Annotated in this window: 13 protein-coding genes and 1 tRNA gene; 3 read left to right on the top strand and 11 right to left on the bottom strand. The window is 59.3% G+C overall.

Annotated elements, in window-relative coordinates:
• Positions 1-10: 10 nt before the first annotated feature.
• The 4 genes from cysT to dibA form a co-directional block, all read right to left on the bottom strand.
• Positions 11-829 carry a sulfate ABC transporter permease subunit CysT gene (cysT, locus tag F8N43_RS21710; RefSeq protein ID WP_150633164.1) on the bottom strand — a complete coding sequence of 273 codons (819 nt, stop codon included), beginning with the start codon at positions 827-829 and terminating at the stop codon, positions 11-13.
• A 70-nt stretch (positions 830-899) separates the two neighbouring features.
• On the bottom strand, positions 900-1,913 hold the full coding sequence (locus tag F8N43_RS21715) for a sulfate ABC transporter substrate-binding protein (RefSeq protein WP_150633165.1): 1,014 nt from the start codon (positions 1,911-1,913) through the stop codon (positions 900-902).
• A 69-nt stretch (positions 1,914-1,982) separates the two neighbouring features.
• Positions 1,983-2,165: a sulfur starvation response protein OscA gene (oscA, locus tag F8N43_RS21720; protein ID WP_007945260.1), complete on the bottom strand. Its 183-nt coding sequence runs from the start codon at positions 2,163-2,165 to the stop codon at positions 1,983-1,985.
• 368 nt (positions 2,166-2,533) lie between these two features.
• The gene (gene dibA, locus F8N43_RS21725; RefSeq protein ID WP_150633167.1) at positions 2,534-4,453 is read right to left on the bottom strand and encodes a phosphodiesterase DibA; all 1,920 of its coding nucleotides are present in this window, start codon (positions 4,451-4,453) and stop codon (positions 2,534-2,536) included.
• A gap of 147 nt (positions 4,454-4,600) precedes the next feature.
• Between dibA and desA the strand changes: the two genes are divergently transcribed.
• Positions 4,601-5,788, top strand: a complete 1,188-nt coding sequence (gene desA, locus F8N43_RS21730) for a delta-9 fatty acid desaturase DesA (protein ID WP_150633168.1) — start codon at positions 4,601-4,603, stop codon at positions 5,786-5,788.
• 143 nt (positions 5,789-5,931) lie between these two features.
• Positions 5,932-6,921: a GGDEF domain-containing protein gene (locus F8N43_RS21735; protein WP_150633169.1), complete on the top strand. Its 990-nt coding sequence runs from the start codon at positions 5,932-5,934 to the stop codon at positions 6,919-6,921.
• A gap of 38 nt (positions 6,922-6,959) precedes the next feature.
• On the opposite strand, the gene F8N43_RS21740 is transcribed toward F8N43_RS21735, so the two are convergent.
• The 3 genes from F8N43_RS21740 to gabD form a co-directional block, all read right to left on the bottom strand.
• Positions 6,960-8,174 (bottom strand): response regulator, encoded by a 1,215-nt coding sequence (locus F8N43_RS21740; RefSeq protein ID WP_150654338.1) that lies wholly within the window; start codon positions 8,172-8,174, stop codon positions 6,960-6,962.
• Between the two features lie 141 nt (positions 8,175-8,315).
• Positions 8,316-9,593 carry a 4-aminobutyrate--2-oxoglutarate transaminase gene (gabT, locus tag F8N43_RS21745; protein WP_090177104.1) on the bottom strand — a complete coding sequence of 426 codons (1,278 nt, stop codon included), beginning with the start codon at positions 9,591-9,593 and terminating at the stop codon, positions 8,316-8,318.
• Between the two features lie 185 nt (positions 9,594-9,778).
• On the bottom strand, positions 9,779-11,221 hold the full coding sequence (gene gabD / locus F8N43_RS21750; RefSeq protein WP_150633171.1) for an NADP-dependent succinate-semialdehyde dehydrogenase: 1,443 nt from the start codon (positions 11,219-11,221) through the stop codon (positions 9,779-9,781).
• Between the two features lie 348 nt (positions 11,222-11,569).
• On the opposite strand from gabD, the gene F8N43_RS21755 reads away from it, so the two are divergent.
• Positions 11,570-11,646 (top strand) — tRNA-Arg (locus tag F8N43_RS21755).
• Between the two features lie 139 nt (positions 11,647-11,785).
• On the opposite strand, the gene F8N43_RS21760 is transcribed toward F8N43_RS21755, so the two are convergent.
• From F8N43_RS21760 to F8N43_RS21775, 4 genes are read right to left on the bottom strand one after another with little or no spacing between them, the layout of a single operon-like run.
• Positions 11,786-12,052, bottom strand: a complete 267-nt coding sequence (locus F8N43_RS21760) for a hypothetical protein (protein ID WP_224787847.1) — start codon at positions 12,050-12,052, stop codon at positions 11,786-11,788.
• A gap of 20 nt (positions 12,053-12,072) precedes the next feature.
• Positions 12,073-12,675 (bottom strand): hypothetical protein, encoded by a 603-nt coding sequence (locus F8N43_RS21765; RefSeq protein WP_150654339.1) that lies wholly within the window; start codon positions 12,673-12,675, stop codon positions 12,073-12,075.
• Positions 12,672-13,238 carry an RNA polymerase sigma factor gene (locus tag F8N43_RS21770; RefSeq protein WP_150632924.1) on the bottom strand — a complete coding sequence of 189 codons (567 nt, stop codon included), beginning with the start codon at positions 13,236-13,238 and terminating at the stop codon, positions 12,672-12,674. The genes F8N43_RS21765 and F8N43_RS21770 overlap by 4 nt, the downstream gene beginning before the upstream one ends.
• 1 nt (position 13,239) lies before the next feature.
• Positions 13,240-14,931: a vWA domain-containing protein gene (locus F8N43_RS21775; protein ID WP_150654340.1), complete on the bottom strand. Its 1,692-nt coding sequence runs from the start codon at positions 14,929-14,931 to the stop codon at positions 13,240-13,242.
• Positions 14,932-14,940: the final 9 nt, after the last annotated feature.

Consider the following 14,940-nt stretch of genomic DNA (forward strand, 5'->3'; position numbering starts at 1 on the left):
CAGCGCCTCCTTATGGGGTTTCAATACGGCGTTGCAGCAGATTGATCAGCAGCAACAGGACGAAAGAAACCACCAGCATCAGTACACCAATGGAGGTGGCGCCGGTGTAATCGTACTGGTCGAGCTTGACCATGATCAGCAGCGGCAGGATCTCGGTTTTCATCGGCATGTTGCCGGCGATGAAAATCACCGAACCATACTCGCCAACCCCGCGGGCAAAGGCCAGCGCGAACCCGGTCAACCACGCCGGCAGTAACGCGGGCACCAGAATATGGCGGAAAACCTGCAAGGGTTTGGCCCCCAGGCACGCCGCCGCTTCTTCGACTTCACGGGGAATATCGGCCAATACTGGCTGTACGGTACGTACTACGAATGGAAGGGTTACGAACGTCAGCGCCAGCGTAATACCGAGGGGGGTATACGCGATCTTGAAACCCAGGTCCGCCGCAAACTGACCCACCCAACCATTCGGCGCGTACAGCGCAGTCAGCGCGATACCGGCCACGGCCGTGGGCAAGGCGAAGGGCAGATCGATCATCGCATCGATGATCTTGCGACCGGGGAAGGTGTAGCGCACCAGCACCCAGGCCAGCAGCGTGCCGATGATGCCGTTGATGATCGCGGCGTACAGCGCGGTGCCGAAGCTGAGCTTCAACGCCGCGAGTACGCGGGGCGCCGAGATGATTGCCCAGAATTGATCCCAGGTGAGTTGAGAGGCGTGCACAAACATCGCCGCCAGCGGAATGAGCACTATCAGGCTGAGGTACACCAAGGTGTAGCCCAGCGTCAGCCCGAAGCCGGGTATGACGGGGGAGATACGACGCGACATAAAAGTCCTTGGTTGAGAACGCGCAAAGCCCCGACGGTTAAATCGGGGCTCGTTTATGACCTACAGCAGGTTACTGCGCCTGGTAGATCTGGTCGAACACGCCACCGTCATTAAAGAATTTCGGTTGCGCGGTTTTCCAGCCGCCGAAGTCCTTGTCGATGGTGACCAGCTCCAGTTTCGGGAACTGCTGAGCGTACTTGGCGGAGACCTCCTTATCACGTGGGCGGTAGAAGTTTTTCGCAGCAATTTCCTGACCGGCCGGGCTGTACAGGTGCTTGAGGTACGCTTCGGCGATCTGTTCGTTGCCCTTCTTCTCGGCGTTTTTATCGACTACCGCCACTGGAGGCTCAGCAAGGATCGACAGCGAAGGCACGACGATCTCGAACTTGTCGGCGCCGCCGTCTTCTTTCAGCGCCAGGAAGGCTTCGTTTTCCCACGCCAGCAACACGTCGCCCTGACCGTTGTTGACGAAAGTGATGGTCGAACCGCGAGCACCGGTGTCCAGCACAGGCACGTGCTTGAACAGGGTTTGTACGTATTCTTTGGCCTTGGCTTCGTTGCCACCGTTGGCTTTCAGGCCGTAGGCCCAGGCCGCGAGGAAGTTCCAGCGAGCGCCGCCGGAGGTTTTCGGGTTCGGAGTGATAACCGACACGTCGTTCTTGACCAGGTCGCCCCAGTCCTTGATGCCTTTAGGGTTGCCCTTGCGCACCAGGAACACGATGGTCGAAGTGTACGGCGTGCTCGCTTCCGGCAGACGCGTCTGCCAGTCCGCCGGCAGGGTTTTGCCGAGCTTGGCGATTTCGTCGATGTCACCGGCCAGCGCCAGGGTCACTACGTCGGCGCGCAGGCCGTCGATCACCGCACGGCCCTGTTTGCCCGAGCCACCGTGGGACTGCTGGATTTTCACGGTGTCGCCTGCATGGTCTTTCTGCCAGAACTTGACGAACTCAGCGTTGTAATCCTGATACAGCTCGCGAGTGGGGTCGTACGAGACGTTGAGCAGCTCGTAATCCTTGGCAACCGCGGAGCCCGCAAAAAGGGCACTGGCCAGTGCGGCCAAAGCGAAATGACGAATCGACGACATGGTGAAAGCTCCTGGAATTCTTGGTGTGTTGGCTTTTTTTATGGAGTGTTGGAATCGGTTGCCGGTTGCTTAGCTCGGTTTGTTGCTGGGGTTCTGCAAACGGAATTTCTCTTTACGTTCGATCTGGACCACTTGAGCGTTGTGCACGGTGATTTCCACGGCGCCAAACCGCAGATCGCGCAGGGCGCTCTGGATCTCACGCAAAATGGTGGCTTCGTCTTGACCGTCAACGCTACGTAGGGATGCGCTCATGGTGCTGCTCCTTCGACTGAGAGGTTGCCTGGCAGAGGGGGCACTGCTTGCGGCGTGAGACCAATAGTAGATAGGTGCGGATATTCTTAAAAAGACTATTTAAGAATGTTTATATAACCAAAATAAATTATTTGTCGGGGCGAGGAGTTACGTCTGCGCGACGGATCAGGGATCGAAAAATCGCCCCCTCTCCAGCCCCTGCGAAATCGTTGCAGGAGCCGGGCTTGCGGGCGATGAGGCCCTTGAGATTTACGCAGGACTCGAGACCGCCATCGTTGGCAAGCCAGCTCCCACAGAGGCCTGTTCATGGCGGAGATGTTTGTTCGTACGCAAACTTGTGGGCGCTGGCTGTGCACAAAGTGGGGGGATTAGTGGATTTCCGGAGTGCGCATCCAATCCAGCTGCTCCGCCGGCACCGGTCGGCCGAACCAGTAACCCTGACCGAGATCGCAACCCTGCTCAAGCAGGAACCGCGCCTGCTCGACCTGCTCGATCCCTTCGGCATGCACCTGCATGCCCATGCTTTGCGCCAGCGCGATGATCACGCGCACGATGGCCGCATCGTCATCATCCCAAGGCAATCCGGCCACGAAGCCCTGATCGATCTTGAGTTTCTGCACCGGCAGACGCTTGAGCCGCAGCAGCGACGAATAGCCTGTACCGAAATCATCGATGGCCAGCCGCACACCCAGCTCGCGCAGTCGATGCATCTGCTCCAACGCCACCTCCGGGTCTTCCATCACCGCGCTCTCAGTGACTTCCAGCTCCAGACACGCCGGATCCAGCCCGGTTTCGTGCAGCACTTTCGCCACTTGCTGAAAGAGCTCACGACGAGCGAACAATCGTGACGAGACGTTCACTGCGACAAACGACAGCGCGACACCTGCCTGCTGCCACAAGCACATTTGCTGACAAGCCTGGCGCATCACCCAGGTATCGATTTCTGCGATCAATCCGGTGCGTTCGGCGATGGGAATGAATTCTGCCGGCGACACCAGCCCCCGCTTCGGATGTTCCCAGCGCACCAGCGCCTCGACGCCAACCAGGCGACGGGTCTTGAAGTCATGAACCGGCTGGTAATAAACGCGCAACTCCTGCTGTTCCAACGCCTGGCGCAGCTCTACAGCAGTCTCGACCCTATTCTGGGCATGGGCTGTCAGCTCTTCGGTATAAAGGGCGTAGCCATCGCGACCAGCGCTTTTGGCCTTGAACAGCGCCGAGTCAGCGTTACGCAATAGCTGTTCAGCGCTCAAGGCATCGCCAGGGAACAGGCTGATACCGATGCTGGTATTGATGAACAGTTGGTGCCCGCCAATCAGGAACGGCTCTTTGAGACCGTCAATGATCCGCTGCGCCAGCGCCGCAGCCTGTATCAACTGCGGACAGCTTTCGGCGAGTACTGCGAACTCATCCCCCCCCAGTCGCGCCAACGTGATCTCCGGGCCAAGCAAGGCCTCCAAACGCTCTGCCACGGCTTTGAGCAGTTGGTCGCCGACCGTGTGTCCGAGGCTGTCGTTGATCATCTTGAAATGATCCAGATCGATCATCAGCAACGCACAGCCGCGTTTGTGGATTTGCGCCGACGCCAATGCCTGCTCGGCACGGTCGGTGAACAGCAGGCGGTTGGGCAGATCGGTCAACGGATCGTGATGAGCCAGGTACTTGAGCTCGTGCTCGGAATCCTTGATCGCGCTGATGTCGGAGAACACCGCGACGTAGTGGCTGAGCTGACCCTGGTCATCGTGAATCAGGCGAATCGTCTGCCATTGCGGATAGATTTCGCCACTTTTTCGGCGATTCCAGATTTCACCGCTCCACTCGCCGCAACGGGTGAGTGTGGCGAACATCGCCTGGTAGAAACTCGCCGGATGATGACCGGACTTGAACAGACTGGGTTGCTTGCCCAGCACTTCGTCGGTCTGATAGCCGGTGATTTCCATGAACGCCCGGTTCACATGGACGATGATCCCATGACGGTCGGTGACCAACACGCCTTCGCGGGTGCAATCGAACACAGCGGCCGCCTGACGCAAACGTTCCCGGTCTTCATTGCGCTCGCGCAATTCAGCGCCGATCCCCAGGCAACGGAACAATCGCGCCCGAGCAATAAAGATCAGCCCGGCGCTAAGCACCACCCACACGTAACCGTTGATCAGTTGCCATCGCAGTCGCTCATCGGAGCTATCGAAGAAACTGTTCGATAAGTAACCGCTGAGCTTCAGCCAGACGACGGAAAGCAGCAGGTAAAGCAGCGCTGCACGCATGGCATCGCGATAGGTGGCAGGCATTCGGTCGTCCATGTCCCAACAAAAGGGTTGGAATTATAGTGTAAAGAAACATCCGGCCACTCTTATCTGAAAGGGTGACTGGTTTTATCTGTGGGCTTAGTGATAATGCAACGGCTGTTTTTTTCTTTATCGAGGGCCCTATAGCCTATGTGGTACGAAGGTTTTCTCGGCTTGTCGCCCTGGTCACTGGTGGCAGTCACCCTGCTGATGACCCACGTCACGATTATCGGCGTCACGGTCTATCTGCATCGTTATTCGGCGCATCGCTCGCTTGAGCTCAATGCTGGCCTGAAACATTTCTTCCGCTTCTGGCTGTGGCTGACCACGGCGCAGAACACCCGCGAGTGGACCGCCATCCACCGCAAGCATCACGCCAAATGCGAAACCGTCGATGACCCGCACAGCCCGGTGATCAAGGGCTTGTCTACCGTTCTGCGCAAAGGTGCCGAGCTGTACCGCGCCGAAGCGGAAAACCCCGAGACCCTGCGCATCTACGGCAAGAATTGCCCCGAAGACTGGATCGAACGCAACCTCTACAGCCGCTACCCGCTGTTGGGCGTGGCGATCATGGCCGTCATCGACCTGCTGTTGTTCGGCACCATCGGCATCACCATCTGGGCTATCCAGATGATGTGGATCCCGGTCTGGGCCGCCGGCGTGGTCAATGGCCTGGGCCATGCCGTCGGCTACCGCAACTTCGAGTGCCGCGATGCGGCGACCAATCTGGTGCCCTGGGGCATCCTGATCGGCGGCGAAGAACTGCATAACAACCATCACACTTATCCTAATTCGGCAAAACTGTCGGTGAAGAAATGGGAGTTCGACCTCGGCTGGGCCTGGATCCAGGTCTTCAGCTTCCTGCGCCTGGCCAAGGTTCAGCGGGTTGCGCCGATTGCCCACCGGGTCGAAGGCAAAGGCAGCCTGGACATGGACACCGCCATGGCCATCCTCAACAACCGCTTCCAGATCATGGCCCAGTACCGCAAATTGGTGATCGCGCCGCTGGTCAAGCAAGAGCTGGAAAAGGTCGATCACTCGGTCCGTCACCAGTTCCACAGGGCCAAACGCCTGCTCTCGCGGGAAACCAGCCTGCTCGATGACAAACACCACCTGCGCATCCAGACCATGCTCGAGCACAGTCAGGCGCTGAAGGTAATTTACGAGAAACGACTGGCCTTGCAGCAGATCTGGGTCAAGACCAGCTCAAATGGTCACGACATGCTGGCCGCCATCAAGGATTGGGTACACGAAGCCGAAGCCAGCGGAATTCAATCCCTGCGCGACTTCGCTGACCAATTGAAGACCTACTCCCTGCGACCTGCCGTTACCGCCTGACACCGTTGATCGGTGCGCCCCGTTTGCGGGCGCACCCTTCGGAACTTAGCTCCAAATCCCCTATCTCAAAGACACTTCGCCACTACGGCGGGCTTTGCTGTGGCCGCTGTCGAACTCGCGGCACGTCCTTGAGATTTGTGTCGATGGTCAACAAGAACCCGCAAGACGCATCCCTGCCCCAGTGGCCGGAAGCCGCGCAAACCCTGATGGCGCTGATGCATGCCCAAGGCGAAGTCGCGCGCCTGAGCGAACGCGAACAGCTATTCAGCTCGCTGCTGGTGAGCGTCAACGCGGTGCTTTGGGCGTTCAACTGGGAAACCCGCCAAGTGCTCTACGTGAGCCCCGCCTACGAACGGATTTTCGGCCGATCCGCCGGCCTGTTGCTGTCCGATGCCAACCAGTGGCGCGACAGCATCTACCCCGACGATCTGGAGTACGCCGAGCGCAGTCTCGCCGAAGTGCTGGTCAAAGGTGCCGTTGAAGACCGTGAGTACCGCATCATCGCCGCCGACGGCCAGGTGCGCTGGCTCAGCGACAAGTGCTTCATCAACCGGCAAGCCGAGCCGGGGCAGCCGGTGATCATCGTCGGCATTGCCGAAGACATCACCGACAAGAAGCAGATGGAAAGCGAGTTGCATCGCCTGGCCACTACCGACGTCCTGACCCAGAGCAGCAATCGCCGGCATTTCTTCGACTGCGCCAGCCTTGAGTTCGAACAGGCGCGACAAAAAGGCGCGCCATTGGCGTTTCTGTTGCTGGACATCGATGACTTCAAATTGATCAACGACACCTACGGCCATCCGGAAGGCGACAACGTTCTGCAACGTATCGCCGAGTGCGGGCAAGCGGCTTTACGGCGCGGCGATGTGTTTGGACGGATTGGTGGCGAAGAGTTTGCCGCCGTGTTCCCCGGTTGCGCGCCAGACATGGCCATGCAAGTGGCGGAGCGTCTGCAACGGGAGATTCAGCGATTGAGCTTCAGCCATGCCGACCAGACGTTCGGCATCACCGTCAGCCAGGGCCTGACCAGCCTCACTGCCGAGGACGAAAACGTCGACAGTCTGTTTTCCCGGGCGGATGCAGCGATGTACGAAGCCAAGCGCCAGGGCAAGAACCGGATCATCTCCGGCTGATGCAATCAACGCAGCGCCTACAAGGGGCTGCGTCGGACTCACTTTTTGCGCAAACGTATCAATTCCGGCAAACCAATCTTGAGCAACCGCGCCGTCCGGCTCTTGGCCAGTTCCTCGAGGCCTTCGTGCTCATTCAACCGCGCCATCTGCGCCGCCATGTTCATCACCAGCGCTTCGCGTGAGTAAACCCCGCCACCGAGCTGGAAGACCGCCGCAATCAGTTCTCGCAGCTCCAGGGGCAAGCGCCAGCGCGTACGCAGCGCCGAACCATAGGCCGCGCCGAACTCGGCCAGTGCATCACCGACCTCCTCCCACTCATCCAGCTCTCCGCCGGACTGCTTCCATTCCTGCAGACACCGCAGCAACGCGAGGTCACCCAAGCGGTGCAGCATGCCTGCGCAGTAACAGCGCTCCTGGTCCAGGTCCAGCAGACGTGCCAGCGTTCGGGCGTATTCGGCGGTGTGCAGCGACAGGTTCCAGTAACGCTCGGCGTAATCCGCCAGCGCCGGATCGCTGAGCCGCGCACTGCGCTTGAGCGCCAACCCCAGAATCAGATTCATGCTCTGCGCGCTGCCCAGCCGATGCAGCGCCTGGGCCAGGGTTTGTACCGCCGCGCCGTGATGCTGGGCCGCACTGTTGGCGGCGGCGATCAGGACGGCGGTGATCTGCGGATCAACGCGGATTTCTTCTTCCAGCAGTTTCAGGTCGAGGCCGTTGGGATTAAGGCTGCGCTTGACCGCCAGTTGCACGTCGGTCATCAGCGGCGCACCATCGGCAAATTCACGACAACGCTCCAGGTACGCCGACAAGGTCATGCCGGGCGCCAACGCCGGCACGTCACACGAAACCTGTTCACCGGCGTTCAGCAGCAGATCCTGCAGACGGAGGGTCAGGCTTTCCATGTTCAGGGGTTTGGTCAGGTACGCCGTGGGCGCCAGGGGCAAGGCTTCGCGCACGCTGGCGCTGTCGTTGCGGCTGCTCATCAGAATAAACGGCAACGGCGGATTACGTTTGCGCTGGCGGACAGAGCGCAAGATATTCAAACCGTCGACGCCGGGCAATTCCCAATCGACGATCACCAGGTCGTAAGGATTTTCCGCCAGCAACTCCAGCGCCTGCTGACCGTCGGCGCATAGATCCAGACGTGCATCGCAGCGCACGCTCAACAACACCTGCTTGAGCAAGTCGCGAGACCAAGGGTCAGCTTCGGCAATCAGTACACGCGGTACAGCGGGTAAAACGACAGCGGTCATCTGCATACTCCATTCGCACTGCTTGCACCTTAGTCAATGCAGGCCATTTGAAACAGTGCATGTGTTCCGCGGACACGAAAAAAAACCCGCCGAAGCGGGTTTTTTTGTCAATCAGGTCACAGATCGATCAGAGTCAGGAGATCACAGCTCCGAGAAGCACTCTTCGATGATCGCCAGGCCTTTGTCCAGCTGCTCGTCCGGCGAGGTCAGCGGTACCAGGACGCGCAGAACGTTGCCGTAAGTGCCGCAGGACAGCAGGATCAAACCTTTATCGCGAGCCTTGGCCACGACGGCAGCGACCGCTGGAGCGTTCGGCTTGTGGCTGTCGCCGTCAACAAACAGCTCGACCGCGATCATCGCGCCCAAGGCACGGACTTCGCCGATCACCGGGTACTTGGCCTGGATGGCTTTGAGGCCAGTGACCAGACGCTCGCCGACTGCCTTGCAGCGGTCCAGCAGGTGTTCTTCTTCGAACACTTCCATCACGGCCAGGGCCGCGGCGCAAGCGATCGGGCTACCGGCGTAGGTGCCGCCGAGGCCGCCTGGAGCGATGGCGTCCATGTATTCGGCCTTGCCGCACACACCAGCCAGCGGGAAGCCGCCAGCGATGGATTTGGCGAAGGTGGTCAGGTCGGCAGCAACGCCCATCTGTTCCATGGCGAAGAAAGTACCGGTACGGCCCGCGCCGGTCTGCACTTCGTCAGCGATCAACAGGATGCCGTGCTGGTCGCACAGGGCGCGCAGACGCTTCATGAACTCTTTAGGCGCGACGTAGAAACCGCCTTCGCCCTGAACCGGCTCGATGATGATGGCAGCGATGTCACGCGGCTCGGCGTCGTTCTTGAAGATGCGTTCGATGCTGGCGATCGAATCGTCGATGCTCACACCGTGCAGTTCGTTCGGGTACAGCGCGCGGAAGATGCCGCCTGGCATCAGGCCCATGCCGGCCGAGTAAGGCACGACTTTACCGGTCAGGCCCAGGGTCATCATGGTGCGACCGTGGTAAGCGCCGGTGAACGCGATCACGCCAGCACGGCCAGTGGCGGCACGGGCAATTTTCACGGCGTTTTCTACCGCTTCGGAACCGGTGGTGACCAGCAGGGTTTTCTTGGCGAAATCACCTGGCACCTTGGCGTTAATTTTTTCGCACACTTCAACGTACGGCTCGTAAGCCAGGACCTGGAAGCAGGTGTGGGTCAGCTTGTTCAGCTGCTCGGTCACGGCGGCGATGATTTTCGGGTGCACGTGGCCGGTGTTCAGCACGGCGATACCGCCGGCGAAGTCGATGAACTCGCGACCTTCAACGTCGGTCACGGTGGCGTTCTTCGCGGACTCGGCGAAGATCGGGTGAATCTGGCCAACACCGCGTGGTACAGCGGCTTCGCGGCGTTTCATCAGGGATGCGTTAGTCTTGCTCATAAAGTCCTCATTCACCGCTCATCGGGCGGCGTGGTTCAAGGAAAATGCGGCGGGGAGGCAACTACGGCAGCATGCGATGATCGACTGCCACAGCGTTCCCGGCCGCAGAGAAAATTCCATTTGAAACGCAGAAAGGGTCAGCGCTCTCGTGCCCTTTCCGCTTATTGCATTCCCGTCTGCCGAGCTTAGATGCCCAGGCAGAGGTATTTGATTTCCAGGTAATCTTCGATGCCGTACTTGGAGCCTTCACGGCCCAGGCCCGACGCCTTGATGCCGCCGAATGGCGCGACTTCGTTGGAGATCAACCCGGTGTTGACGCCGACCATGCCGTATTCCAGGGCTTCCGCCACACGGAACACACGACCCAGGTCGCGAGCGTAGAAGTACGACGCCAGACCGAACTCGGTGTCATTGGACATTGCGATCACTTCGGCTTCATCTTTGAAGCGGAACAGTGGCGCCAATGGACCAAAGGTTTCTTCCTTGGCCACGGCAGCGTTTTTCGGCACGTTGGTCAGGATGGTCGGCTCGAAGAAGTTGCCTTCCATGACCTTGCCGCCCGCCAGAACGGTAGCGCCTTTGCTGATCGCGTCAGCAATGTGCTCTTGAACCTTGGCCACGGCTTTTTCGTCGATCAGCGGGCCAGTGGTGGTGCCTTCTTCCAGACCGTTGCCGATCTTGAGTTTGGCCACAGCCACCTTCAGCTTCTCGGCGAACGCGTCGTAGACCGAATCCTGAATGTACAGACGGTTGGCGCAGACGCAGGTCTGGCCGTTGTTGCGGTATTTGGAAATGATCGCGCCTTCGACGGCCTTATCCAGGTCCGCGTCGTCGAACACGATGAACGGCGCGTTGCCACCCAATTCCAGGGACACTTTCTTGATGTCCTTGGCGCATTCAGCCATCAGCTGACGACCGATTTCGGTCGAGCCAGTGAACGACAATTTACGCACGATCGGGTTGCTGGTCAGCTCGCTACCGATGTCGCCGGCACTGCCGGACACCACGCTGAACACGCCAGCAGGAATGCCGGCACGCTGGGCCAGTTCAGCCAGAGCGAATGCCGAGAACGGGGTTTGCGAAGCAGGCTTGAGCACCATGGTGCAACCGGCGGCCAGGGCCGGGCCGGCTTTACGGGTGATCATCGCGGCCGGGAAGTTCCACGGGGTGATTGCAGCGGTCACACCGATTGGCTGCTTGATCACGATCAGGCGCTTGTCTGGCTGGTGGCCCGGAATCACGTCACCGTAGATGCGCTTGGCTTCTTCGGCGAACCACTCGATAAAGGAAGCGGCGTAAACGATTTCGCCCTTGGCTTCGGCCAATGGCTTGCCTTGTTCGAGGGTCATCAGGCGAGCCAGGTCGTCCTGGTTCTCGATGATCAGTTCGAACCAGCGACGCAGCTTGTTGGCGCGGTCCTTGGCGGTCAGTGCACGCCAGGCCGGCAGCGCTTTGTCAGCGGCTTCGATTGCACGGCGGGTTTCGGCAGCGCCCATTTTCGGCACAGTGCCCAGAATTTCGCCCGTTGCCGGGTTGTTGACCTTGATCGTCTGACCATTGTCCGCATCGACCCAAGCGCCATCGATAAAGGCTTGCTGGCGGAACAACTGGGTGTCTTTAAGCTGCATGTCGGCTTTCCTTAACAGCACCGCGACAGGCGCGGAGCAAATTATGATTGTAGAAAGGCGCCTCAAAGGCTGCCGTCAGGGAAATCATTCACCGGGCTGAAGCACATAAATAGCGCACGGAATGAACTCGTGCGGTTCAGCACCCAGACAAGAGCGTTTGAAATCTCAAACGAATCCTAGGATCAAAGGGGGTAAAGGACAATAGCCTGTTCGAAAAAAAGAACGAAAACGCCGCATTTGCTGCTTTTTTCTGATCAACGTAGCAAATGCAGGTTACGCTTTGAAAAAGCGCTGTCGATTCAGCAGCATGGACGCCCGCAGTGCATATGAGTATCATGGCGCCCGCTTGCACCAGTAGCTCAGCTGGATAGAGTACTGCCCTCCGAAGGCAGGGGTCGTGGGTTCGAATCCCGCCTGGTGCACCATATAGTAGAAACGAGAAAGCCTCAGGCCTTAGGGTCTGGGGCTTTTTTGTGCTTGTTCTTTATGTCACGGGCAGTCAACAAATGCAGTTGTTCGGTTTAACCGAACGACTCCACTGATAGAACCGCCGAAGCGGTTTTTTCATTCAGTCGTCCAATCAAACTCGTCGTACTCATCATCCTCTTCGTCCTCAATCTCTTCATCATCAAGAACGTCCTCCTCCAGAGCTTCTTCCGCCTGCTTCGCCAGAAGAAACTCCTTACGACTCTCCGTCACTGCTCGCCGAAGTTCCTCACCCTTTTCCGGGCAATTGAGCATTTGGGCGATGCGGTCGATTTTTTTTGCCACGGCATCCTCCAACGCATCGGCTATGGGTCGATAGTGCGCGCTTTCAGGTGTTGATGCCAAATCGCGGAGCACCGTTGTCCTCAGTTTTTCTTCAATTCCTCGAGTCGGGCTTTGAGGTTTTCCTTGGGAAAGCGTTTGTGCAATGTCGCCATCAAGCCATCCGCCGCGTGTGTCTGACCGGCGTTCTGCAGGCGAATCACTTCAAGCAATTGCTCATCCAGGGTTTTCACCGGGGCGGTTGCACGTTTGCTGACTTTTGCTTCATCGGCCATTTCGGCGTTGATCGATTCGCTTTGCGCGGGGGCGGTGAAACCTGCCATCGGTGCGGCCGGCGCTGGCGCCGCGAGAGAGCGCGCAACCGACGACGGCGCTTGTGCAGCCTCTTTTTTAGCGACCGGCTCGGACAATTTGGGAGCGAAGTCATAGCTCGGCACTTGTTCCGGCGTGCGTTGCACCAGCGCCAGCATCAACGCGACGCCGACGAGGCTGGCGAAAGCCACTTGCCAACGGGGTTTTTGGCACGCCTGAACCCAGCGCTGCCACAGGTTCGGTTTCGGCGCGGAGACTTCACGCTGTGCAGCAGCGAGGATGAACGCATCGAGATGCGCCGGTGGTTCGCCGGTCGAATGCTCGCGGAAGTGCTTCAGCACTTGGTCTTCCGGTGTTTTGCGGGCGTCAGTCATGTCAGTACCTCCTCGGCCAGCAGCCGACGCAGTTTTTGCTGGGCGTAGCGCAAGCGGCTTTTGACGGTTTCCAGCGGTGTTTCGGTGAGGGTGGCGATCTGCGGCAGGTCGAGATCGCCGTGGGCGCGTAGCAGGAATACTTCGCGCTGATCGGTGGGCAAGGTTTGCAGGGCGGCCTCGAGGCGCTGGTTATCGCGGCTCAAGCTCAGCAGTTGCTCGGGATCGGCCGCGTCATCGGCCAGGGCGTGGGTCTGTTCGTCATAGCTATCGTGCAAGGGGCTGCGGATTCCGTGTTTGCGCCAGTGATCGATCAGGCGATTGCGGGCGATCTGGTAAAGCCACGTACGAAAATTCGCCCGACCTTGTGGCTGACTGGTGCTGCGGATCAGGCTCAGCCAGGTGTCCTGGTAAACCTCTTCGGCCAGTTCCGACTTACCGCTGAGGCCGAGCAGGAACCGATAAAGACCTTGCCGGTGACGGGCGTACAGCGTCTCGAACGCGGGGCCGTCGCCTGAGCGATAGCGGGCCAGCAGAGTTTCGTCGCTCGATTCGGGAGCAGACATGTCAGTTGTAGCCTCCTTTATGCGGCTCACTATTGGATGCGGTCGTGGTTCGCAGGCTCTGCGCCAACTCCACCAATTGCACGAATTCTGCACGCAGACCGAATCGATCATCACCCCGCGCACCGCGAGCCAATGCCTCAGTGTCCTTCAGGCTGAAATCACCGGTGTAACGCCCGTCCTTGAGCTGCTGGGAAAACGCCGCTACGGCCGCGGCAAATCGCAGGTCATCACTGGCTTTGCCTTCAGAGCCAGCCGCAATCGGGCGCTCGATCAGCCGACTATTCCCACCTTCCGGCGGTTGATAACGCACACGCAGCATCGCCAATTCCCCAGACTTACCAGAAGCCGTTGATTCGACGCCGCCGTACCGCAACGGCTCCAACCAACCCTTCTCACCCTTCGGCACGATTTCGTACAACGCCGTGACCGTATGCCCTGCGCCAATTTCACCGGCATCGACCTTGTCGTTGCTGAAATCCTCACGCTTCAATGCGCGATTCTCATACCCCAACAGCCGATACTCGCTGACCTGCGCCGGGTTGAACTCCACTTGCAGTTTCACGTTCTTCGCCACGACGGCGAGGGTCGAGCCGAGCTGATCCACCAGCACCTTGCGCGCCTCGCGCAGGTTGTCGATGTAGGCGTAGTTACCGTCACCGGCGTCGGCCAGTTGTTCCATCAGGTGTTCATTGTAGTTATCCACACCAAAACCCAGGGTGGTCAGGGATACGCCGGTCTTGCGTTTATCCACAGCCATTTGCTTGAGGCTGTCGAAGTCGCTGATGCCGACGTTGAAATCGCCGTCGGTGGCCAGGAGGATGCGGTTGATGCCTTTGGGGATAAAGGCTTGTTGTGCCATTTGATAGGCCAGTTCGATGCCGGATGCCCCGGCGGTGGAGCCGCCCGCAGTCAATTGATCAATGGCTGTGCGAATTTTCGCCTTTTCCCGTCCGGAAGTGGGTTCGAGCACTACACGCGAATCGCCGGCATAGACCACCAGCGACACCCGATCCTGCTCGCGCAATTGATCGACCAGTAATTTCAGGGTGCTTTTGACCAACGGTAACCCCTCGCGACGGTCCATCGAACCGGACACGTCCACCAGAAACACCAGGTTCGCCGGGGCCAATTCAGCCACTGCGCGATCCGATGCCTTGATGCCGATGCGCAGCAAGCGGGTGTGCGGGTTCCACGGCGACGGTGCCAGTTCCGTGGTCACGCCAAACGGCGAGCCATCGGTAGGCAAGGCGTAATCGTAGGGGAAGTAATTGACCATCTCCTCCAGGCGCACCGCACCCTCGGGTGGCAGGCGACCTTGATTGAGCAAGCGGCGAACGTTGGCGTAGGCGCCCGTGTCGACGTCGGCGCTGAAGGTGGAGACCGGCGCTTCGGTGACACTGTGAATCGGGTTGTCCGCCAGCGCTTGATACTGCTCGCGCTGTTCATCCTGATAACCCGGGGGCGAAGATTCAGGGGCAAAACCCGCCATGGGCGCCGGACTTACACTGCGTTTGGCCAGGGTCGCATCGGCCATGACGGCTTCACTTCGCACCAACGTACTTTGTGCCGGAGGCGAAACCGGAACCGCCGCAGATTCAGGCTTGGACGAAACACCGCAACCGGAAACGGCCAGCAGCAACCCGGCGGCGAAACCCTGGGCGGCCGGGCGGAGGACATGCAGAGGGAGGGACATGGGGGCTGA

It is taken from the genome of Pseudomonas fluorescens, from assembly GCF_902498065.1.
Lineage (GTDB): Bacteria > Pseudomonadota > Gammaproteobacteria > Pseudomonadales > Pseudomonadaceae > Aquipseudomonas > Aquipseudomonas fluorescens_BJ.

Bases quoted from the DNA above. Each gene is read 5' to 3' on its own strand.
- F8N43_RS21775 (WP_150654340.1), bottom strand. From the start codon at position 14,931: ATGTCCCTCCCTCTGCATGTCCTCCGCCCGGCCGCCCAGGGTTTCGCC.
- dibA (WP_150633167.1), bottom strand. From the start codon at position 4,453: ATGCCTGCCACCTATCGCGATGCCATGCGTGCAGCGCTGCTTTACCTG.
- desA (WP_150633168.1), top strand. From the start codon at position 4,601: ATGTGGTACGAAGGTTTTCTCGGCTTGTCGCCCTGGTCACTGGTGGCA.
- gabT (WP_090177104.1), bottom strand. From the start codon at position 9,593: ATGAGCAAGACTAACGCATCCCTGATGAAACGCCGCGAAGCCGCTGTA.
- oscA (WP_007945260.1), bottom strand. From the start codon at position 2,165: ATGAGCGCATCCCTACGTAGCGTTGACGGTCAAGACGAAGCCACCATT.
- F8N43_RS21735 (WP_150633169.1), top strand. From the start codon at position 5,932: ATGGTCAACAAGAACCCGCAAGACGCATCCCTGCCCCAGTGGCCGGAA.
- F8N43_RS21770 (WP_150632924.1), bottom strand. From the start codon at position 13,238: ATGTCTGCTCCCGAATCGAGCGACGAAACTCTGCTGGCCCGCTATCGC.
- F8N43_RS21715 (WP_150633165.1), bottom strand. From the start codon at position 1,913: ATGTCGTCGATTCGTCATTTCGCTTTGGCCGCACTGGCCAGTGCCCTT.
- gabD (WP_150633171.1), bottom strand. From the start codon at position 11,221: ATGCAGCTTAAAGACACCCAGTTGTTCCGCCAGCAAGCCTTTATCGAT.
- F8N43_RS21765 (WP_150654339.1), bottom strand. From the start codon at position 12,675: ATGACTGACGCCCGCAAAACACCGGAAGACCAAGTGCTGAAGCACTTC.
- F8N43_RS21740 (WP_150654338.1), bottom strand. From the start codon at position 8,174: ATGACCGCTGTCGTTTTACCCGCTGTACCGCGTGTACTGATTGCCGAA.
- cysT (WP_150633164.1), bottom strand. From the start codon at position 829: ATGTCGCGTCGTATCTCCCCCGTCATACCCGGCTTCGGGCTGACGCTG.